The sequence below is a fragment of the Nocardioides sp. Root151 genome (assembly GCF_001427925.1).
Taxonomy (GTDB): Bacteria; Actinomycetota; Actinomycetes; order Propionibacteriales; family Nocardioidaceae; genus Nocardioides.
Genome location: NZ_LMGG01000001.1, coordinates 1,653,962 through 1,673,218, shown reverse-complemented (window position 1 = coordinate 1,673,218; position 19,257 = coordinate 1,653,962). Strand labels below are relative to the sequence as shown.

Sequence of the window (19,257 nt, the reverse complement as noted above, 5' to 3'; positions counted from 1 at the left end):
CTACGAGGTCTCCGACGGCAACGGCGGCACGGACAACGGCACAGTGACCATCACCGTCACCCCGGTCAACGACGCCCCCGTCGCCACCGATGACCCCATCACCACGGTCGAGGACGTTCCGACCACGGGCAACGTCCTGACCAACGACAGCGATCCCGACGGAGACACCCTCACGGTCAGCGAGGTCGACGGTGAGGATGCCGGCATCGGAACCGCGATCAGCACCGGTAAGGGCGGCTCTCTCACCCTCGAGGCAGATGGCTCCTTCACCTACACGCCCGCGGCCGACCACTTCGGCCCCGATGAGTTCCACTACACCGTGACGGATCCCGACGGCCTGGAGGCGAACGGCCTCGCCACCATCGAGGTGGGCCCGTCACCCGACGCACCGGTCACGCGCGCCGACCGGTACGACGCCACGGCCGGGGAGACCTTGACCGTCTCCAACCATGACGGAGTGCTGGGCAACGACACCGACCCGGACACGGGTGCTCCGGCACCGAGCACGCGTCGAATCGCCTTTGCCCCACGGGCCCTCGCCGGGCTGACCGCAGCGGTCGACGTCGAGCCGCGCCACGGGAACCTCACCCTGAGCCCCGGCGGCGGCTTCACCTACACACCGACGCCTGGCTACGCCGGCTCCGACTCCTTCACCTACACCGCCAGCAACGCGGCCATGACGTCGGCGCCCCAGCTGGTCAGGCTTCGAGTCGCGCCGGCCGACACCAACCCCGCGCCCACCACCCCCGATGGGACGACGACGGTGGACGGACCGGCATCGGGAGCCGACGAGACCGGCCTGCCCGACACCGGCGGTCCGCCACTGGGTCTGCTGTGGCTCGGACTGGCTCTGGTCGCGGGAGGCGGAGTCCTGATGCGCAGCCGAGGCTCACTCGGGTAGCGGCAGGCTGCCCGGGGTCTTGGTGTAGCCCAGCTGCTCGATGACCCGGCCGTCACTGATCCGAGTCACGTTCACGCCCAGGACCGACTCCGCGTCGCTGGGACCGAACCGGTACCGCCAGCGCACGGTCGCCCATTCCCCGTCCGCGAACACGTGCTCGACCTCAAACGTCGTGGACTCGTCGTCCATCAGCTCGGCCCAGAACGCGACGCACGCGTCCTTCCCGACGTACGCCGTGCCGTCGGGTGCCGGCTGGGCCGAGACCATCAGACAGTCGTCGTGGACCAGGTGGGCCATCGCCCGGGTGTTGCCGGTGCGGAATGCCTCGTTGAACGACGCCACGGTCTCGGCGGTGTCGCGGGTGTCAGGTGCAGTGCTCATCTCATCCTCCAGAAGTAGATCGATTGGTCTATTTTCGACGGTATAGACTGATCGTTCTACCGTCAAGGGAAGGATTCGGATCCACAGATGAGCGCCGACAAGGCCCCCGGACCCAGGGAGCGACTCCTCGAGGCCGGGCAGGATCTCTTCTACTCCCACGGCGCCTCGGTCGGCGTCGACGCCCTGCTGAAGCAGGCCAACGTCGCCCGCAGGTCGCTCTACGAGCACTTCGGCGGCAAGGACGGCCTGATCGAGGCGGTCATCCGTCGGGCTTCCGAGCAGGACATCGCGTGGTACGAAGAGGCGCTGGCCGGTTCTGAGGAGCCGCGCACCCGACTGCTCGGACTCTTCGACCGCCTGGACGAGCTCGTCGCCAACGCCGACTTCCGCGGTTGCCGCTACTTCGCGACCGATCTGGCGCTGACCGACCCCCAGCACCCGGCCCATGCCGAGACCGACGCCTTCCGGCAACGCCTGCGCGCACTACTCGTCACGGAGCTCACCGCGCTGGGTCACGACGACCCGGGTCGGGCCGCCGAGCAGCTGCACCTGCTGATCGAGGGAACGCTCGTGATGGGCTCCACCCGGGGCAACTCGCACCCAGCCCGCGCCGCCCGCGACCTCGCCGCCCTCCTCATCGGCTGAGTGCGCGCCGGGCTCGGTCCTCCACGTCCGGTCCCGGGTACGATCCCGGCGTGAAACCGACTCGGCTGGTTGCCTCGCTCCTGCTCGTCGCGTCGTTGGCCAGCGGCTGCGGCGGGGACGACCGGCCGAAGCGCGAGAAGGCCGAGCCGACCGCGCTCCCGACGGCGGTGCCCGAGGAGCTGCAGCCCCCTGAGCACCAGGCAGTGAGTGACCCGCGCCTGGTGCTCGCGCTCGTTCCGGCCGAGGCGGAGATCCTGACGATCACCCACTACGACGAGATCCGGGCCCGGTTCGGCGTCGACGACCTGACCAGCGACTCGCTGATGACCGACCGTACGGCGTTCTGGGAACAGGCCGATCGCGAGAGCGTGATGCTGACCGCCGGCCTGCTGCGCGAGGAGCACTCCCGGCTGTGGCTCGACCACGGCTTCACCCAGGACGACGTCGACTGGGAGGCGCGCTTCACCGGGCCGGAGGGCTCCGGCTACGTGCTCAGCTTCCGGCCAGACCAGGACATGTCCGAGGTGAGCAGGGCCGTGAAGGACGACGTCGCACCGCTCGAAGACGCCACGGTGCTGGCCGACCAGCACCTGTTGGTCTCCGGCATCGCCGACGAGGGCGACCCGGTCTGGGCCGCGGAACCGTCGCTGCCGGAGCTGCTCGACGACGATGCCGCCGAGTCGACGTACCTCCGCAAGGGCTGCATCCCCGTCAACGATGCGCTCGGCCCGGACGCCGACTTCGAGGACCAGGACGAGCTCAGCAACGGGTACGACGTCAGTGACCTGCTGCCCCTCGACGCGTTCTCCGTGACGTTCTCCGACGAGGTGGCGACCGCGCGGATGGACGTCGACCGCACCGACCTGCACGACCGTGCCGACCTGATGGACCTCTGGCCCGAGACCGGCACCATCACGTGGGACGACGCGTTCAAGGGCATGCCGGTGGGCGACCCCTCGACCGGGCGGGTCGGCTGGAAGGTGCGCAATCCGGTGGCGGCTGCGAACCTTGTCCTCGGCGACCACCTGCCATTCGCCGTGTGCAACGAGCTGGTGCCGCTCGACGAGCCGACCGGTCTCTGACGGCGCGTCGTCCGTTCGCCCGACCCAGACCAGGAGAATCCACCGAATGTCCCGGATCGACCAGCCCAACCCGCCGGAGGAGAGACACGAGCGGCGGCTCCGGTTCGCCACCCCGATCCGACACTGGCTGGCCTACGGTGCGGTGGCCGGGGCCCTGGTGGGGACCGTCTTCGCGCTTGCCTCCGGCCTCGGCGACAAGGTCAGGTTCACGTTTGACGTGACCGTCCTGCTGTTCCTGGTCGCGTTGATCCTGCGACGTCGCGCGGTGGCCACCTCAGTCTTCCTGGGTGCCTCCGCGGGTTGGGCCCTCGCCTCCCTCGGGTGCCTTCTCCTGGTCTCCCTCTTCGGCTGAAGCAACCTGGGCGTGCCGAAGAACGGGCACAACGACGCTCTCACCCTCGGAATCGGGCCAAATCCGGCCGTTGTGCCCGTTGGAAGGCACGACGGCGTCCGTCGATGATCCCGAAGCGGGCGACCGTGGTCACGCTCCGTACAGTTGGGGCGTGCCCGCCAGTCCCCTCCTTGCTCCACGCTATTGGGGATTCCACCTCCTGGCCCTGGTGCTCGTGGCCATCGCCGGCGCGCTCGGCGTCTGGCAGCTCAACGCCTGGCAGGCGCACCGCGCCGCCGAAGCGCGTGACCTGACCCGGGTCGAGCCCGAGCAGCTGACCGACGTGATCGGGCCCGACGCCGCCTTCCCGGGCCGCAAGGTCGGCCAGCCCGTCGTCGTACGCGGCACGTGGGTGCCCGACGCGACGCTCTACGTCAGCGGCCGGGAGCACGACGGCCACGACGGCTACTGGGTGATGACCCCAGTGGCCATCGACGGCCAGGACGGCGCCGCCCTGCTCGTCGTACGCGGCTGGACCGACGAGGTCGAGGACGCGCCGCCGGCACCGACCGGCGAGACCGGGTTCGTCGCGCTCCTCCAGCCGGCCGAGGGCACCGGCGCGGTCGACGACGACCCGAACGACGACGTGCTGCCGCAGGTGCGGCTCGCCGACGCGCTCCAGCACGTCGACCAGGACCTGTACGGCGCCTACGCCGTGGTGGCTGACGAGGTCGCCGACGGGGACTGGCCGCACGGCGACACGGCGATCAACGACGGCACCGACGGACTCTCCGCGGCCAGCCTGGACCAGCTCCCCGAGGTCGGGCGTACGACGGCCTTGCGCAACCTGCTCTACGCCATCGAGTGGTGGGTCTTCGGCCTGTTCGCCGGCTTCATCTGGTGGCGCTGGGTGAAGGACGAGACCGAGCGGTTAGGGTCGGCCGCGTGAAGAACCCAGCCCTGACCCGCTATCGCGTGATGGCCACCATCGTCGGTGTCCTGCTGATCGTCCTCATCCTGATCGGCGTGCCACTGAAGTACCTCTTCGAGGACGGCACCGACCTGCAGCACCTGGGCGAATGGATCACGACGTACCTCGGTGTCGCCCACGGATGGCTCTACATGATCTTCCTGGTGACCGCGTTCCTGCTGGCCCGCCGGGAGCGGTGGGAGCTGCCGTTCACCGTCGTCACGCTGATCTGCGGCACGATCCCGGTGCTCAGCTTCTGGGCCGAGCACCGGGCAACGCGGCGGGTGCGCGAAGAAGGGGCCCGGGCCGAGGCGCTCGACGCCTGACCCGGACCCCCACGCGGTGATCAGTGCTGCTGCTTGTGGTTCCAGGCCTTGAAGCCCGCGGCCGCCGCGGTCTCGGCGTCCGTGAACCACACCTCCGCCTTGGTGCGCGCGTAGGAGGGTGACTCCGGCGTGTGGTACAGCATCGAGTCGGCGTTCCCCTTGACGGTGAACGAGTCGTCGGGTCCCGCGCCGTCCTCGAGCGGGGCGGCCGAGCCCGCGCCGTACGGCCCCTCGGCGGGAACATCGGCGGGAGCCGGTGTGTCGGCGAACGCCTTCAGGTCGACCACCTCGGCCGGGTCGTCCGGCGTCGTGTCGGGGTGCGGGGACTCCACGGCGTCGGAGATGGCCTCGTCGGGAGTCGCGGCGGCCTGGTCGTCCTCGGCCCGCTCGGCCGGTGCACCCGGCTTCTCCGTGGGCTTGGCCGCGCTCGGTGCGGGTGCGGGGGTGTAGGTGGACTGCCAGTTGTCGCCGGGGCCCTGGGTGCCACGCAGCTTCTTGACCAGCACGCCGCCCAGAGCCACGAGGACGCCGAAGAAGAGCAGCTTCTTCAGCTTGCCGCCCTTGGGCTCGGGCTCGATGCCGCGCAGCTCGTTCACCTTGGCCACGGTCGCGTCGCGTCCGGCCAGGGCCCGTTCGGTGGCCAGCGCCCGGCCTTCGGCGAGCAGCGGAGCGGCCTTCTCACGTGCCTCGTGGGCTCGTTCGGCGGCCAGCGCCCGGCCCTCGGCGAGCAGCGGGCCGGCCTTCTCACGTGCCTCGTGGGCTCGTTCGGCAGCGAGCGCCCGACCCTCGGCAATGATCGGCGCCGCCTTGTCGCGGGCGTCCTCCAGGAGGGGCAGGGCCCGGTCACGGGCGTTCTCGACCGCCTCCTTGGCGGTGTCGACAGCGGACTCGAGGTGGGGCCGGAGATTCTCGGCGGCCTCGGCTGCGGACTCGAGCAGGGTGTTCTTGTGGCGCTTGCCCATCGTGAATGCCTCCCGTTTCGGTTCGTTGTCTTCGATCCAACACCAAAGGTGGGCAGCAACCAACCGCGCGTCCGGCACCTGCTGTTTCCCCGGCTTGTCCGGGCCTGCGAAGATCGTCCCGAACACCACTCGACGAAAGGCAGTCATGGCTGACCTGCAGGCCACCCTGAAGACGAACAAGGGTGACATCACCATCAACTTGTTCCCGAACCACGCCCCCGAGACCGTCGAGAACTTCGTCGGCCTCGCCGAGGGCACCAAGGAGTACAAGGACGACGCCGGACGCTCCGGCGAGAAGTTCTACGACGGCCTGATCTTCCACCGGGTCATCAACGGCTTCATGATCCAGGGCGGTTGCCCGCTCGGCCAGGGCATCGGTGGCCCCGGCTACCAGTTCAAGGACGAGTTCCACCCCGAGCTGCAGTTCAACAAGCCCTACCTGCTCGCCATGGCCAACGCCGGCCCGGGCACCAACGGCTCGCAGTTCTTCATCACGGTGGGCCAGACCCCGCACCTGAACAACAAGCACACGATCTTCGGTGAGGTCGCCGACGAGGAGTCCCGCAAGGTCGTGGACGCCATCGCGACTGCGCCGACCGGTCGCATGGACCGCCCGACCGAAGACGTCGTGATCAACAGCGTCGAGGTCGTCCGGCCCTGAGCACACCGCCTGAGTCCTCCGTCCCCGTGTGCTACCGGCACACGGGGAGGGAGGCGTACATCAAGTGTCAGCGCTGCGAGCGCCCGATCTGCCCGGACTGCATGATCCCGGCATCGGTCGGCTTCCAGTGCCCCGAGTGCGTGCACCGGGGATCCAAGGAAACCCGCAGCGGGCGTACGCCGTACGGCGGCTCGCAGTCAGGCAACCCCGGGCTGACCTCGATGGTGCTGATCGGGCTCAACGCCCTGGTCTTCCTGCTGATCCGGGCCACCGGCGGTCACGACAGCGAATGGGTGGCGCGACTGGCCCTGACCCCGCTGGGCAGGTGCCTGGCCCCCGACCAGCCAGGGTCGTACTACCCCGGGCTCGATTCGGAACACGCGTGCGAGACGGCCAACCGTTCCGGGCAGGCGACCGAGTGGGCGGGCGGAGTCGCGGGCGGCGACGCGTGGCAGCTGGTCACCAGCATGTTCTCGCACGTCGACATCCTGCACATCGCCTTCAACCTCCTCGCGCTGTGGTTCCTCGGCCCCGAGCTCGAGCGACTGGTCGGCCGGACCCGCTTCCTGGCCGTCTACCTGGTCTCCGGACTGGCCGGCTCCGCGGCGGTCTACTGGCTCAGCGACACCGGCAGCCAGACCCTCGGTGCCTCCGGGGCGATCTTCGGCCTGATGGGGGCCCTGCTCGTGGTCGGCCTCAAGGCCGGCGGCAACGTCAGCCAGCTGCTGGTCTGGATCGGCCTCAACGTCTTCATCACGATCTCCGGGTCCAACATCTCCTGGCAGGGCCACCTCGGCGGGTTCCTCGGCGGCGCCGTACTCGCCGCGGTCCTGGCCTACGCGCCGAAGAACCGCCGACCGCTCTGGCAGGCGCTCGGGGTCGGGTTGGTCCTGGTCGCCGTGCTCGGCATCATCGCCACCCGCACCGCCGTCCTCGTCTAATTCCGCGGCGCCCGGCCCGGCGCGCGGCTGCGTGGGGAACCGCGGGCGCTGCGGCGTCGCGTCGATATCTGCGGCAGTTCGTGGGTACGTCGGGCTTCCCCACGCTCAGTCGAGGGTCCAGAGTCCCGAACTGCCGTAGATACCGACGCATCCTGTCCAGGCGTCGAGCAGGAGCGGTGTGCAGTCGGTGCAGTCGGTGTGGGTGGGCGGGGAAGGCGCGGGCGGCGTAAAGGGGCTTGGCTGCGGCGCCGGTAGCGGTGGCCGGGCACAAGCAACGGCCNNNGGGCACAAGCAACGGCCGCCCGAGCGACGCGCCGCCGCAGCGCCCGCGGCTTCCCCGCCCACCCACCCTCACCGCCACCGAGACGAGTTATGCACACTGTGGATAACTCCTGTGGAGAACTTACAGGCGTGTGATTCCGCAGGTCAGGGGCCTGAAATGCCAACAGGGCCGGTGGAGTACCGGCCCTGTCGTGTGGTTGAGCTGCTGGTCATTCCCAGCGGGTGGCGAAGGTGAATCCGACGGCCATGAAGCCGATGCCGACGGCCAGGTTGAGCTGGCCGAGGTCGCCGAGCAGCCAGATCTCGCCCTCGGGGCGGTCGGCGAAGACGTAGAAGGTGCAGATCCAGATCAGGCCGATCAGGAAGCAGCCGAGCATGCCGACCACGACTCCGCGGCCGCGGCCCAGCGGGGTCTTGGGGTGCGCCGCGGCGATCAGGCCGATGAAGATCAGGCCGAACCCGACGGCCCAGTTCCAGTCCTTGAGCTTGTCCATGCTGGGGATCAACGTGTCGGGCTCGCCGCCCTTCGGCTTCGGGAACGCCTGGTCGAAGTCGCGCAGGTCGCGGACGTAGAGCGTCCAGATCACGACGTACGCGATGCCCGCGGCGATCAGCAGCACGGACAGCAGGAGCCTCACTGAAAAGATGGGTCCCTTGACCGCATCCGGATCAATGAGCTCGTGCTTGTCTTTGGACTTCGACACCGACTTCTCCTCTGCATGTTTCACCGGGTGCGTCTGGACTCCCGGGCGCACCGGGTTAGCGTAGTCGCCATGACCCCGCCGACCCACGAGCACCGTGCCAAACGCGTCGCCTGGCGGCTGAGCACCCCTGCCGTGTTCGCGGCCGCCGGCGCGCTCTTCGTGGTCAGCGCGACCAGCAGCGGCGGCACCGACCTGCGTCCGGGGCGGGTCGAGGACCTGCCCTCACTGGTGCGCAGCGAGAGTCGCCAGTACGAACAGCTCCAGGACAAGGCCCGCTCCCTCAACGACGACGTCGAGCGGCTCTCCGCGCGCGTCGACGACGACCAGGTACGTCGCACCCGGGCCGGGGCCAGGCGCCTGGAAGGACCGGCCGGGTTCAGCGCGGTCCACGGTGACGGCCTCACGGTGACGCTTTCCGACGGGCCCGACGAGCTGCGCGACGACGTCGACAACGTCAACGACCTGGTGGTGCACCAGCAGGACATCCAGGCGGTCGTGAACGCGATGTGGCGGGCCGGCGCCCGGGGCATCATGATCCAGGGCCAGCGCATCATCTCCACGACCGGCATCAAGTGCGCCGGCAACTCCGTGGAGCTGCAGGGCATCCCCTACCCGCAGCCCTACGTGATCACCGCGGTCGGTGACCCCGAGGCCATGCAGGCGAGCATCGACGGCGACTACCGAGTCAACGTCTACCGCCAGTACGTCGAGGACGATCGCTTCCAGCTCGGCTGGGAGGTCCAGGACGAGCAGGGCATCACGGTGCCGGCGTACGACGGCCTGCGCGGCCTGGAGTACGCCCAGCCACTGACCTCCTGACCAACCCCCGTCAGGGAGTCGTTTCGTCGGTCGGGAGGCCCGTCGGCAGCTCTGTCGTCGTCGGTGTCTCGCTCGCCGTGGGTGTCTCGCTCGGCGCCTCGTAGGTGGAGACGGTGATCCGGATCTCGGTGCCCTGGTCGGCGGTGTCGCCCTTCGCGGTGCTCTGGTCGACCACCTCGCCCGGCTTGGCGTCGGACTCCTCGTCGGTCTCGTCGACGTACACCTTGAAGCCGGCGTCCTCGAGGGCCTTGGTGGCCTCCTCGCGAGTCTTGCCCACGACGTAGGGGACCTCCTCGGGGCCGTCGGAGACGAAGACCGTGACCGCGCTGCCGTAGCTCACCTTGGTGTCGGCGGCGGGGGTCTGGTCGACGACCTGGTTCTTGGGCTCGTCGGTGTCGCGCTCCTGGAAGGTCACCTTGAAGCCGGCGGTGGTCAGCTTCTCCTCGGCCTCGGCCCGGGTCAGGCCCAGCACGGTGGGCACCTGCAGGTCCGGCTTGCCCGTGGAGACCGTCACGGTCACCTCGCTGCCCGGGTCGACGTCCGTGCCGCCCTCGGGGTCGGTGTCGATGACCTTGCCCTCCGCGACGGTGTCGTGGGCGGCCTCCTCGATGACAGGCACGAGCTCCTCGGCCTTGAGGGCCTGCACCGCGCGGGCCTGGGTCATGCCGGCCACGTCGGGCACGGCGACCTGCTCGACCGGGTCGTCACTGTTGTTGTTGTACATCCAGATCCCTGCGGCGACCAGCGCCAGCAGGAGTACGCCGAGCAGGATCCACAGGCCGGTGCGCTTGGACGGATCCTCGTCCTCGCGCACGGGGGCCGTGGCGGTCGTCGTACCGGGTCGGGGGCCGGCAGCCGGGAGCACGGTGGTGGCGCCGGCAACAGGGGCTGCTGCGGCGGCCGCCACCGACGGCGCCTGGACGGGACGGCCGGCCAGGTAGCGCTCGATGTCGGAGCGCATCGCGGCCGCGGACTGGTAGCGGTCCTCGAGGCGCTTGGCCAGCGCCTTCATCACGATCGCGTCGACCTCGGGGGTGAGCTCGGTGTCGTGGGTCGACGGAGGCTGCGCGGGCTCGCGGACGTGCTGGTAGGCCACCGCGACCGGGGACTCGCCGACGAACGGCGGGCGGCCGGTGAGGAGCTCGTAGAGCAGGCAGCCGGTGGAGTAGACGTCGGAGCGCGAGTCGACGGTCTCGCCGCGGGCCTGCTCGGGTGAGAGGTACTGGGCGGTTCCGACGACGGCGGCGGTCTGGGTCATCGTGGACGACGCGTCGGACACGGCACGGGCGATGCCGAAGTCCATCACCTTCACGTCTCCGCCGGGCGTGAGCATCACGTTGGCCGGCTTGATGTCGCGGTGGATGATGCCCGCGCGGTGGCTGTAGTCCAGCGCCGAGAGCACGCCGGAGGTGATCTCCAGGGCCCGCTCGGGAAGGATCTTGCGGCCCTCGCGGAGGATGTCGCGCAGGGTGCGGCCGGCGACGTACTCCATGACGATGTAGGGCTGGGCGACGCCGTCGTCGGACATCTCCTCGCCGGTGTCGTAGACCGCGACGATGGCCGGGTGGTTCAGCGAGGCCGACGACTGCGCCTCGCGGCGGAACCGGGCCTGGAAGGTGGCGTCGCTGGCGAGGTCGGTGCGCAGTCGCTTGACCGCCACCACGCGTCCGAGGCGGGAGTCGGTGCCCTTGCGCACCTCAGCCATGCCGCCACGCCCGAGCAACTCGCCGAGCTCGTAGCGGCCGCCGACCATCATCGGCTCCTCGTTCGTCATGTGCCCTTCTTCCTGTCCGAGGGGGTCATCAGTCGATCACTGCTTCCATGACCGACTTGGCGATCGGCCCGGCAAGCTTGCCGCCGGCGATCTCTGCGTTGCTGAGCTGCACCTTCTGCAGCATGACTGCCACGGCGACGTCCTTGCCGTCCTTCTTGGCATAGGAGACGAACCAGGCGTAGTCGTTGCAGGCGCTGCAGTTCTCCGCCGTACCGGTCTTGGCGCCGACTTCGGCGTCGGGGATCGCCGCGACACCGGCGGTGCCGTTCTCCACGACCGCGACCATCATCTTGCGGAGCTCGTTGGCGCTGTCGGAGCCCACGGCCTCGGACAGCTCCTCGGTCGACGTCTTGTCGAGCACGTCGAGATCGGGCGAGCGCACCTCGTCGACGAGGTAGGGCCGCATCACGACCCCGTCGTTGACGATGCCGGAGACGACCATCGCCATCTGCAGCGGCGTCGCCCGGACGTCCTGCTGGCCGATGCCGGACTTCGCGAGGAAGTCGTCGGAGATCTCCTCGGTCGGGAAGACGCTCTGGGCCTGGCCCTTGAGGTCCTCGAGCGAGGTGTCGTTGAAGCCGAACGCCTCGGCCTGGCGGCGCAGCTTGTCCTGGCCGAGCTCGTTGGCCAGCGCCAGGAACGTCGTGTTGCACGACTGCTCGAGCGCTTGGGTCATCGAGATCTTGTCGGTGCCACACGCGCGACCGCCGTTGCCGATGCTGGTGTTCGTGCCGGGCAGGCGGTACGACGGCCCGCCCGGGACCATCGAGTCGGCGTCGTAGTCGCCGGTCTCGAGCGCGGCGGCCGCGGTGACCAGCTTGAACGTCGAGCCGGGCGGCAACGTCGTGCTGATCGCCCGGTTGAGCTTGGGCTCGTCGGCACGGTCGTTGAGCTTCTTGTCCTCAACCTCGACACTCTCGAGGTCGTGGGAGGCCAGCTTGTTCGGGTTGAACGTCGGGGCCGAGACCATCGCCAGGATCTTGCCGGTGGACGGCTCGAGGGCGACCACCGCACCCTGCACGTCGTTGCCGAGCTCGGGGTTCTGGAACAGTCCGTCGAACGCGGCCTTCTGGGCGTCGGGGTCGAGGGTGAGCTCGACGGTGCCGCCCTTGGGGGAGGCGTTGTTGACCAGGTCGACCAGGCGCGAGACGAACAGGCGTGAGTCGTCTCCGGAGAGCACCGAGTTCTGGGTGTTCTCGATGCCCGACTGGGAGTAGAACGAGAACCAGCCGGTCACGTGGGCATACATGAACGGGTTGCTGTAGGTGCGCTGGAAGTCGTACTTGTCGTCGGACTCCTTGGACTCCGCGATCGCGTTGCGCCCGACCAGGATCGCCCCGCGCTCACGCGAGAACGCGGCCTCGATGACCCGCCGGTTCTCGGGGTGCTTGGAGGCGTCGTTGAGGTCGCCGGCCGCGACGTACTGGAGATAGGTGACGTTGGCCAGCAGCCCCAGGAACAGCAGCATGCAGAACATGGCCATGGTGCGGATCGGCTTGTTCATCGAAGGCTCACCACCTGGGTGGTCTCGGCGTCACTGGTCTCGTCGCTGTCCTGCGAGAGGTCGGGCACCGGGCGACGGGCCTGGTCGGAGATGCGCAGCAGCAGGGCGATGATCACCCAGTTCGCGACCAGCGACGAGCCGCCGTACGACAGGAACGGGGTGGTCAGGCCGGTCAGCGGGATGAGGCGGGTGACCCCGCCGATGACCACGAAGACCTGGAGGGCCAGCACGCAGGCCAGGCCGCAGGCCATCAGCTTGCCGAACGCGTCGCGGCAGACCAGGGCGGCGCGCAGGCCGCGCTCGACGATCAGGCCGTAGAGCACGATCACCGCCATCACACCGGTCAGTCCGAGCTCTTCGCCGATCGCGCCCATGATGAAGTCGGACTCGGCGAACGGGATGCGTGACGGACTGCCCTGGCCGAAGCCTCGCCCGAGCAACCCGCCCCAGGCCATGCCGAAGAGCGACTCCCCGATCTGGTTGCCGGAGCCGTAGAAGTCGTCGAAGGGGTGCAGCCAGGCGTCGACGCGCACCTGCACGTGGCTGAACGCCTTGTAGCCGAGGAACGCACCGGCCAGGAACATGCTGGCGCCGACGACCAGCCAGCCCGGTCGCTCGGTGGCGACGTAGAGCATGGTCAGGAAGATGCCGAAGAACAGCAGCGAGGAGCCGAGGTCGCGCTGGAAGACGAGGATGCAGAGGCTGAGCAGCCACATCATCAGGATCGGGCCGAGGTCGCGGCCGCGGGGCAGGTCGACGAACACGAGGCGGCGACCGGCCAGCGCCAGCGCGTCGCGGTGGAGCACGAGGTAGCCGGCGAACGCGACGACCAGCAGCACCTTGGCCACCTCGCCGGGCTGCATGCCGACGGGGCCGAGGTTGATCCAGATGCGGGCGCCGTTCTTCTGCACGCCGATGAACGGGAGCATCGGCATCAGGAGCAGAACGATCGCGGCGAGGCCGCTGGTGTAGGTGAAGCGCTGGAGCACGCGGTGGTCGCGCAGGAAGATCAGGGTCAGCGCGAACAGGCTGACTCCGATCGTCATCCAGACCAGCTGCTGGCGGGCGAAGGTCGTGCCGTCGGCGAGGTCGAGGCGGTGGATCACGGCCAGGCCGAGGCCGTTCAGGGCGGCCACGACCGGCAGCAGCACCGGGTCGGCGTACGGCGCGGTCAGCCGGACCACCACGTGGCAGGCGATGGTCAGGGCGGCCAGCCAGCCGCCGTACCCGATGATGTCGGCGGGCACCTCACCCTCGACGCCGAGGCCGACGGCGGCGTACGCACCGATGCCCACGAAGAGCGCGAGGATGAGCAGGAAGAGCTCCGCGCCCCGGCGCCGCCGGTGCACGAACCCCAGGAAGCTGTTCTGCTGCGTCATCGGCACCCGCCTCAGTCGCAGTCCGCGGCCGTGGCCGGGGCCGCCGAACCGCTGGTGGCGCCGACCCGGCTGGACAGCTCGACGACGGTGTCGAGCGGGGACGTCGTGGCCGCGTTGAGCCTGGCCGTGTCGAGGATGGCGTTCTCCTCGGCCGGGCCGCCACCGGAGCGGAACGTGCCGGTGCTCGTGGCCGAGCCGGTGTCACTGGGGTCGGAGACTGCGCCGCCGGTGCCGCCCTGGGTGCCGCCTTCACCGCTCGGCGGCGTCGACTTCGGCGTCGTGGTCGGGTCGGGCGACGGCTCGGTGGACTCCTCCGACGGGCAGTCGGTCTGCGCCTCGCCGAGATTCTCCAGGGTGCGACGCGCGTCGTCGAGGCTGTCGGAGTCGATGCCCTCGCGCACGGCCCGTGCGTCGATGTCGCGCAGCCGGTCGAGCGAGATGTCGGACTCCTCGTAGGGCCGGTTCATCTCGAGGCCGGGCAGGCTGGCGTCGACCCCGCGGAAGATCGTGACGTGACCGTCGTGCTCGCCGACGTAGTACTGGCGCTGGGTCCAGGCGTACGCCGCGCCGGCGGCCGCCCACAGCAGGCCGACCAAGATCGCGAGCACGCCCAGGCGCTTGAGCCATGCGAAGCGACGAGGGGGCCGTGGTGCGTAGCGGGCCAGCTCGGGGTCGATCGGGTCGTTGGGGATGGCGTGGCCGGGCGCGTCGACCGGGATCTCGGCCGGGACCGGCTCGAGCTCGCCGGTGTCGCCGGAGCGGTGGCCGCGGAACAGGCTGCCGGCCGTGCCGCGGGTGGCACGCCGGGGCAGGTCGGCGGCGGCACCGACGAGCAGCGGCACCTGGTCGTCGATCTCGGCCTTGGTCGGGCCGGCGCCCTCACCGGTCGCATCGGGCTCGACGACGTCGGCGACCAGGCAGGTCACGTTGTCGCTGCTGCCCGCCTCGAGGCTGGCGCGGACCAGCTCGACGACGGCGTAGTCGGGGGTGCCGGTGGAGAGGATGTCGGCGAGGTGGCTGTCGTCGAGCACGCCGCACGCGCCGTCACTGCACAGGAACAGCCGGTCGCCGGGCGCCAGGTCGACGAAGAAGAGGTCGGGCTCGGTCTCGTGGATCCCGTCGACGGCCTTGAGGATGAGGTTGCGGTGCGGGTGGACCCGCGACTCCTCCTCGGTGATGCGGCCCTCGTCGATCAGCGACTGGACGAACGTGTGGTCCTTGGTCAGCTGGCTCAGCGCACCCTCGCGGTAGAGGTAGGCGCGGCTGTCACCGACGTGGCCGATCGCCACCCGGTTGCCGTCGAAGAGTGCGACCGTGGCCGTCGTACTCGTGCCGTTGATGCTGGGGTCCTGCTCGACCAGCTCGCTGATGCGGTCGTGGGCCCGGTGCAGGGCACCGGCGACCAGGCCGAGCATGTCGTCGCCGGGACGCTCGTCGAGCTTGCGGAGCTGTTGTACGGCGGTCGCGGACGCGATGTCGCCACGTGCGGCGCCACCGACACCGTCACACACGGTCAGCACCCAGGGTCCGGCATAGCCGGAGTCCTGGTTGTCCTTGCGGACCCGGCCCACGTCGGAGAGCGCGGCGAAACGCAGCACCAACTCCGCGGTGGCCCCGGTCTCCGTGGTCGTCTCGTCGCCCATGCGTCTACTTCCTCAACTCGAGGACGGTCTTGCCGATCCGCACCTGGGTGCCGAGTGCCAGTGTCGTGGGCTGGGTGATGCGCGCCGAGCCGACGTACGTGCCGTTGGTGGAGCCGAGGTCCTCGACGAACCACTGCTCACCCGAGGCCGCGATGCGGGCGTGCCGGGTGGAGACGTAGTCGTCGTCGAGGCGGATCGCGGCGTCGGGGCCGCGGCCGATCAGGATCGGGGCCTGGGCGAGGTCGGCGCGTTCGCCGGCGTTGGAGCCCTCCACGACCGCGACGTGGGTCGGCGAGCCGCGCCGCCGGGGCGGGGCCTTGGGCGCCTTCGGTGCCCGGCCGTTGGCCTGGCGGTTGGCTCCGGCCGGCAGGCGGGCGCCGAACATGTCGGTGCGGATGACGCTGATCGCCGAGAGCACGAAGATCCACAGGATCGCGAGGTACGCGAACCGGATCAGGAACAGGGTCAGTTCACTCATGGGCCTGCGCTTCCGGGGGCCGGGGCTTCGTCGACCACGCGGATGGTCATCGTGGTGTTGCCGATCTTGACCGTGGATCCGTTGTAGAGCGTGGCCTGCTCGACTCGGCTCCCGTCGACCTGCATGCCGTTGGTGGAGCCGAGGTCGTGGACCGTGATCTCCGGGGTCTGCCCCTGCGCGACGTGGCTGCGGGCGGTGCGGAACTCGATGTGCTGGCGGCTGATGCCGGGGTCGTTGATCCGCAGGCCGGCGTCGGTGCCGCGGCCGACGACGAGTCCGGGAGGGTTCAACGGGTGCCGCACGCCGTTGACCTCGATGACGACTGTCGCACGTCCGACCTGCGTGTCGGTGGCGTTGGTGGTGACCTTCGCCTGGGCGGTGCTGCGCACCCGGAACCGGCCGGTGGTGAGGTCGTCGGCCTGCTCGAACTCGATCTTCACCGGGCCCGGGAAGACGTAGCTCTGCTGGTCGGCGTGGTCGCGCAGCGAGTTGGTGAGCTCGCCGGCCAGCGCCGAGTCGTACGGCGCGAGGCGCTCGAGGTCGGTCTGGCTCAGCTCGACGTGGAAGCTGTTGGGCACCAGACGGCGCTCACGGCTGAGGATCTGCGCGTTGTTGTCGACCTCGCGCTGCAGGGCCGCGGAGATCTCGACCGGCTGCACCGCACTGCGGAAGGCGCGCGCGAAGACACCGGAGATCATCTGCTCGAGCCTGTTCTCGAAGCGTTGCAGTCCGCCCATCGGTGCCTCCTCTCGGTCATGCGTCAGGGCCGTCGGCCACTGACGGTTGCCGTGATCGTATCGGGGTCGGGGTGACCCACCTTGCGTATGGCACCGCGGTTTGGGCGATTCCTCGTTGCTGGGATAACCTTGGCCCGCTTCACGCGCGAGTGGCGGAATAGGCAGACGCGCACGGTTCAGGTCCGTGTGTCCGAAAGGACGTGGGGGTTCAACTCCCCCCTCGCGCACGTTGAGCAGAAGGCCCCGGTCTCCCGGGGCCTTCTGCCATTTTCGGAGCGACCACGATCCGACACCTGCACGATCGTGGTCGCGTGTTCGCGGAAACCTGTGTCCAGACTCTGCACCTGCACGATCCGGGTCGCCCGCTTGGGCGCCGTGGGCTGGGACCGGCCGCCACTTCCTCGGAGCGCCTTGCCGAGCGGCCGTGTGACTTATCCACAGTGCTGTCGCCACGCCAACCGGCAGTCGAGTTCTCGGACTAGTGTCATGTCTCGCGATAACGACTGCAGCATTGGACCCACTCGGGGGCGACGATGAAGGAACGGAAATACCAATCAGACGCTGACGAAGCCCGGCAGTGTTCACACCCATCTGGCCGTCAGTGGAGACGCGAAGACCATGACGGGACTTCCGCCCCGTGCGCCTTGGATACGGCCATGATTGTCAGTCTGGTACGCGTGATGGCCCTAGCGTTCGTCCTCGCGATGCTCGGAGTGGCAGTTTCTCCGGCCTCTGGGGACTTCGGTTCGACACCACCCTCTCGGGCTCGACCTCCTCAGCAGGTAAGCCTGGCGAACAACGACATTCACCGGGTCGATTTCCACAGCACAACGAGTGCGACAGGCGGAGCCATGAAATGGGCGCTCAACCGTCAGTTCCCTCGCCTCGGGTTTGGCTGGCACTGGGTAGATGGAACCAATCACGACGTTCGTATCAGTGACTTCCGCGCGTCAAACAACCTGCTTGGCTGGGTCAACTGCCCGAACTCGGCGACTGAGCGTGGACGCAACCCCAACAGGTGGTGTTATGGCCAACGCCTGAATGTGAACTTGCGGTTCTCCCTGCCCCCGGCGGGCAAGCGGTATCTCGCCTGTCACGAGCTCGGTCACACAGTGGGTTTGCGACACGAGACCGAGCTTCACTCTGACTCGTGCATGCGAGTAGTTCGGGACACGACTCCCAGCTATTCCATGGAAGACGTTTACGCGGTCCGCCGCCACTACTGACTGAGGGGTGCCAATGAACTTGATGACATTCGGGCGTGGCCCAGTTCTGGCGACTGTGGCCACGCTTCTCGCACTGAGTGCGTGTGGCGGCGAGACAGGTTCGGAAGCGTCCGAACGCGACCGCACCACGACTCCTACACCGAGCGCCTCCGCCACTCCGAACCCTTGGGCCCAATTCCGCATGACAGGGCTGGAGGCCGAGCAGTTCGCCAATCTTCGCTCGATGGTCCGGTCCGCCAACGTGACGGTGCTCGGCACGGTGCTGAGTGGCGGACCGGGTGAACGGATCAACGACGCCGAAGGGTCGGACGTCGACACGGAGGTGATGATCGACCTGGAGGTGCGGGTCGACGAGGTGCTGGCCGGGACTCTGGGCAAGAACTCGGAGACGGTGACCGTCACGTTCGGCCCGGTTCCCGCGGCTGACGTCTCACCAGCCATGTGGAGGCCCGTGGTCGGGGAGCAGTCGATCTTCGCGCTCCGTCGCGCAGGAGCAGCGATCCCCGGCCTGGCCGAGAAGGATCCACGGGTGTTCGCTCAGAACATCTATTACGTCGTGTACAGCAAGGGCCTGATTGACGAGGAGGCCGACAAGACGGCCTTCCCGACTGCGGACCAGGACGGGTTTGCGCGCAAGTTGCGCGGCCAGGACTTCGACACCACGCTGCAACAAGTCAGGGCCGCCGCGCGTTAGGTCAGCAGACAAGAGGCGCTGAGCGACCACGATCCGACACATGCACGATCCGGGTCGCCTGCTTCGTGCTGGCAGCAGTTTGGACGAAATTGGGGCGCCGCAGCGTTCGACGGTGGCATCCCGATCGGCTTTTCACTCGAGACAGCACCCGCTGCCGTCGTACCCGTTCCTCGTCCCACGCTGGCTCGGCGCAGTGGTGGCCGGTCACGGCGAGTAGCAGTTCAGCCTCCGGCGGACCATCGGACATGCAGTTCGAGCGTGGGTGGCCCATGCTGAGCGTGGCGGCGCGGCGTCGTACGCCGAACTGCATGTCGAACGGTCCGCGGACAGGGCCGGGCGTACGTCGACCACACCGCGAGCGACCACGATCCAGGTAGTGGATCGTGGTCGCCCGGCGCTCGAAGAAGGCCCGCCGTGGGTCACTTCTCCTGCAGGACTGCCCGCTTGGTGCGGTACTCCTCCTCGTCGATCTCGCCGGCCGCGAAGCGCTCGGCGAGACGGGACTCGCCCGAGATCACGCCGCACTGCGCGCGGTTGCGGCGACCCCAGCGGATCACCAGGTACGCGAAGGTGACGATCATCAGGAACCAGAAGATCGGGAAGATGGGCCAGAAGGCCGGGGCGTCGCCGTCCCAGCGGTCGGCGGACATGACGAGTGTGTTCAACATCGGTGAACCTCCTTGATTGACGGTGCTTCAAGGCTCGTCGGATCGGCCCGTTTCCACGTCAGCGCCAAGGCGTAACCGGCGTACGCAACGCTGCGTAGGAAGCCGGAGGACGGAGCGCGCCGGTCGGGCCGTGCGCGCAGCAGGGTGCA

Annotated in this window: 20 protein-coding genes and 1 tRNA gene; 11 read left to right on the top strand and 10 right to left on the bottom strand. The window is 69.0% G+C overall.

All coding sequences use genetic code 11. The features are described from left to right. A partial coding sequence (locus ASD66_RS07990; RefSeq protein WP_156388567.1) for an Ig-like domain-containing protein occupies positions 1 to 901 on the top strand: 901 nt, incomplete at its 5' end. Here the strand turns inward: ASD66_RS07990 and ASD66_RS07985 are convergent. Then, complete coding sequence (locus tag ASD66_RS07985) at positions 890 to 1,282, bottom strand: nuclear transport factor 2 family protein (RefSeq protein ID WP_056890508.1); 393 nt, start codon at positions 1,280 to 1,282, stop codon at positions 890 to 892. The two genes, ASD66_RS07990 and ASD66_RS07985, sit on opposite strands and share 12 nt — an antisense overlap. A gap of 87 nt (positions 1,283 to 1,369) precedes the next feature. Between ASD66_RS07985 and ASD66_RS07980 the strand changes: the two genes are divergently transcribed. From ASD66_RS07980 to ASD66_RS07960, 5 genes are all read left to right on the top strand, one after another. Further along, entirely contained in the window at positions 1,370 to 1,927 is a 558-nt protein-coding gene (locus ASD66_RS07980) for a TetR/AcrR family transcriptional regulator (protein ID WP_056890507.1), read from the top strand. Between the two features lie 50 nt (positions 1,928 to 1,977). Then, positions 1,978 to 3,009 carry a hypothetical protein gene (locus ASD66_RS07975; protein WP_056890506.1) on the top strand — a complete coding sequence of 344 codons (1,032 nt, stop codon included), beginning with the start codon at positions 1,978 to 1,980 and terminating at the stop codon, positions 3,007 to 3,009. Between the two features lie 46 nt (positions 3,010 to 3,055). After that, a complete protein-coding gene (locus ASD66_RS07970) occupies positions 3,056 to 3,361 on the top strand; it encodes a hypothetical protein (RefSeq protein WP_056684229.1) in 306 nt (101 codons plus the stop codon). A gap of 151 nt (positions 3,362 to 3,512) precedes the next feature. Beyond that, positions 3,513 to 4,289 carry an SURF1 family protein gene (locus tag ASD66_RS07965; RefSeq protein WP_162250997.1) on the top strand — a complete coding sequence of 259 codons (777 nt, stop codon included), beginning with the start codon at positions 3,513 to 3,515 and terminating at the stop codon, positions 4,287 to 4,289. Continuing rightward, entirely contained in the window at positions 4,286 to 4,636 is a 351-nt protein-coding gene (locus ASD66_RS07960) for a DUF3817 domain-containing protein (RefSeq protein WP_235529988.1), read from the top strand. Before ASD66_RS07965 ends, ASD66_RS07960 begins: the two co-directional genes overlap by 4 nt. A 20-nt stretch (positions 4,637 to 4,656) precedes the next feature. Here the strand turns inward: ASD66_RS07960 and ASD66_RS07955 are convergent, their stop codons facing one another. Beyond that, positions 4,657 to 5,598 (bottom strand): hypothetical protein, encoded by a 942-nt coding sequence (locus ASD66_RS07955; RefSeq protein ID WP_056684234.1) that lies wholly within the window; start codon positions 5,596 to 5,598, stop codon positions 4,657 to 4,659. A gap of 145 nt (positions 5,599 to 5,743) precedes the next feature. Between ASD66_RS07955 and ASD66_RS07950 the strand changes: the two genes are divergently transcribed. Together ASD66_RS07950 and ASD66_RS07945 are read left to right on the top strand one after the other, a co-directional pair. Next, complete coding sequence (locus ASD66_RS07950; RefSeq protein ID WP_056684237.1) at positions 5,744 to 6,259, top strand: peptidylprolyl isomerase; 516 nt, start codon at positions 5,744 to 5,746, stop codon at positions 6,257 to 6,259. A 101-nt stretch (positions 6,260 to 6,360) separates the two neighbouring features. Further along, entirely contained in the window at positions 6,361 to 7,200 is an 840-nt protein-coding gene (locus ASD66_RS07945) for a rhomboid family intramembrane serine protease (protein WP_235529987.1), read from the top strand. Between the two features lie 491 nt (positions 7,201 to 7,691). On the opposite strand, the gene ASD66_RS07940 is transcribed toward ASD66_RS07945, so the two are convergent. Further along, on the bottom strand, positions 7,692 to 8,186 hold the full coding sequence (locus tag ASD66_RS07940) for a cell division protein CrgA (protein ID WP_056684245.1): 495 nt from the start codon (positions 8,184 to 8,186) through the stop codon (positions 7,692 to 7,694). Positions 8,187 to 8,255: 69 nt separating this feature from the next. Here ASD66_RS07940 and ASD66_RS07935 point away from each other — a divergent pair, with 69 nt between their 5' ends. Next, entirely contained in the window at positions 8,256 to 9,005 is a 750-nt protein-coding gene (locus ASD66_RS07935; protein WP_082563917.1) for a DUF881 domain-containing protein, read from the top strand. Between the two features lie 10 nt (positions 9,006 to 9,015). Here the strand turns inward: ASD66_RS07935 and pknB are convergent, their stop codons facing one another. Genes pknB through ASD66_RS07905 form a run of 6 tightly spaced genes read right to left on the bottom strand, consistent with a single transcriptional unit; the run spans position 9,016 to position 16,520 of the window. After that, a complete protein-coding gene (gene pknB / locus ASD66_RS07930) occupies positions 9,016 to 10,779 on the bottom strand; it encodes a Stk1 family PASTA domain-containing Ser/Thr kinase (RefSeq protein ID WP_056890504.1) in 1,764 nt (587 codons plus the stop codon). A gap of 28 nt (positions 10,780 to 10,807) precedes the next feature. Continuing rightward, positions 10,808 to 12,283 (bottom strand): peptidoglycan D,D-transpeptidase FtsI family protein, encoded by a 1,476-nt coding sequence (locus ASD66_RS07925; protein ID WP_056684251.1) that lies wholly within the window; start codon positions 12,281 to 12,283, stop codon positions 10,808 to 10,810. Continuing rightward, positions 12,280 to 13,662: an FtsW/RodA/SpoVE family cell cycle protein gene (locus ASD66_RS07920; RefSeq protein WP_056684254.1), complete on the bottom strand. Its 1,383-nt coding sequence runs from the start codon at positions 13,660 to 13,662 to the stop codon at positions 12,280 to 12,282. Before ASD66_RS07920 ends, ASD66_RS07925 begins: the two co-directional genes overlap by 4 nt. 11 nt (positions 13,663 to 13,673) lie before the next feature. Next, on the bottom strand, positions 13,674 to 15,305 hold the full coding sequence (locus ASD66_RS07915) for a PP2C family protein-serine/threonine phosphatase (protein WP_082599367.1): 1,632 nt from the start codon (positions 15,303 to 15,305) through the stop codon (positions 13,674 to 13,676). Positions 15,306 to 15,309: 4 nt separating this feature from the next. Continuing rightward, positions 15,310 to 15,783 (bottom strand): FHA domain-containing protein, encoded by a 474-nt coding sequence (locus tag ASD66_RS07910; RefSeq protein ID WP_056684257.1) that lies wholly within the window; start codon positions 15,781 to 15,783, stop codon positions 15,310 to 15,312. Further along, positions 15,780 to 16,520 carry an FhaA domain-containing protein gene (locus ASD66_RS07905; RefSeq protein WP_056684260.1) on the bottom strand — a complete coding sequence of 247 codons (741 nt, stop codon included), beginning with the start codon at positions 16,518 to 16,520 and terminating at the stop codon, positions 15,780 to 15,782. The genes ASD66_RS07910 and ASD66_RS07905 overlap by 4 nt, the downstream gene beginning before the upstream one ends. Positions 16,521 to 16,663: 143 nt before the next feature. Here ASD66_RS07905 and ASD66_RS07900 point away from each other — a divergent pair. Then, a tRNA-Leu gene (locus tag ASD66_RS07900) sits at positions 16,664 to 16,747 on the top strand. A gap of 1,054 nt (positions 16,748 to 17,801) precedes the next feature. Then, positions 17,802 to 18,440: a hypothetical protein gene (locus tag ASD66_RS07895; RefSeq protein WP_156388566.1), complete on the top strand. Its 639-nt coding sequence runs from the start codon at positions 17,802 to 17,804 to the stop codon at positions 18,438 to 18,440. A 419-nt stretch (positions 18,441 to 18,859) separates the two neighbouring features. Here the strand turns inward: ASD66_RS07895 and ASD66_RS07890 are convergent, their stop codons facing one another. Next, positions 18,860 to 19,108: an SHOCT domain-containing protein gene (locus tag ASD66_RS07890; RefSeq protein WP_056684267.1), complete on the bottom strand. Its 249-nt coding sequence runs from the start codon at positions 19,106 to 19,108 to the stop codon at positions 18,860 to 18,862. Positions 19,109 to 19,257: the final 149 nt, after the last annotated feature.

What these genes read in the sequence shown, in the direction of transcription:
- ASD66_RS07950 (WP_056684237.1), top strand. Translation starts at nt 5,744, where the DNA reads ATGGCTGACCTGCAGGCCACCCTGAAGACGAACAAGGGTGACATCACC.
- ASD66_RS07980 (WP_056890507.1), top strand. Translation starts at nt 1,370, where the DNA reads ATGAGCGCCGACAAGGCCCCCGGACCCAGGGAGCGACTCCTCGAGGCC.
- ASD66_RS07970 (WP_056684229.1), top strand. Translation starts at nt 3,056, where the DNA reads ATGTCCCGGATCGACCAGCCCAACCCGCCGGAGGAGAGACACGAGCGG.
- ASD66_RS07915 (WP_082599367.1), bottom strand. Translation starts at nt 15,305, where the DNA reads ATGGGCGACGAGACGACCACGGAGACCGGGGCCACCGCGGAGTTGGTG.
- ASD66_RS07935 (WP_082563917.1), top strand. Translation starts at nt 8,256, where the DNA reads ATGACCCCGCCGACCCACGAGCACCGTGCCAAACGCGTCGCCTGGCGG.
- ASD66_RS07955 (WP_056684234.1), bottom strand. Translation starts at nt 5,598, where the DNA reads ATGGGCAAGCGCCACAAGAACACCCTGCTCGAGTCCGCAGCCGAGGCC.
- ASD66_RS07945 (WP_235529987.1), top strand. Translation starts at nt 6,361, where the DNA reads ATGATCCCGGCATCGGTCGGCTTCCAGTGCCCCGAGTGCGTGCACCGG.
- ASD66_RS07905 (WP_056684260.1), bottom strand. Translation starts at nt 16,520, where the DNA reads ATGGGCGGACTGCAACGCTTCGAGAACAGGCTCGAGCAGATGATCTCC.
- ASD66_RS07890 (WP_056684267.1), bottom strand. Translation starts at nt 19,108, where the DNA reads ATGTTGAACACACTCGTCATGTCCGCCGACCGCTGGGACGGCGACGCC.
- ASD66_RS07910 (WP_056684257.1), bottom strand. Translation starts at nt 15,783, where the DNA reads ATGAGTGAACTGACCCTGTTCCTGATCCGGTTCGCGTACCTCGCGATC.
- ASD66_RS07920 (WP_056684254.1), bottom strand. Translation starts at nt 13,662, where the DNA reads ATGACGCAGCAGAACAGCTTCCTGGGGTTCGTGCACCGGCGGCGCCGG.
- ASD66_RS07925 (WP_056684251.1), bottom strand. Translation starts at nt 12,283, where the DNA reads ATGAACAAGCCGATCCGCACCATGGCCATGTTCTGCATGCTGCTGTTC.
- ASD66_RS07985 (WP_056890508.1), bottom strand. Translation starts at nt 1,282, where the DNA reads ATGAGCACTGCACCTGACACCCGCGACACCGCCGAGACCGTGGCGTCG.
- pknB (WP_056890504.1), bottom strand. Translation starts at nt 10,779, where the DNA reads ATGACGAACGAGGAGCCGATGATGGTCGGCGGCCGCTACGAGCTCGGC.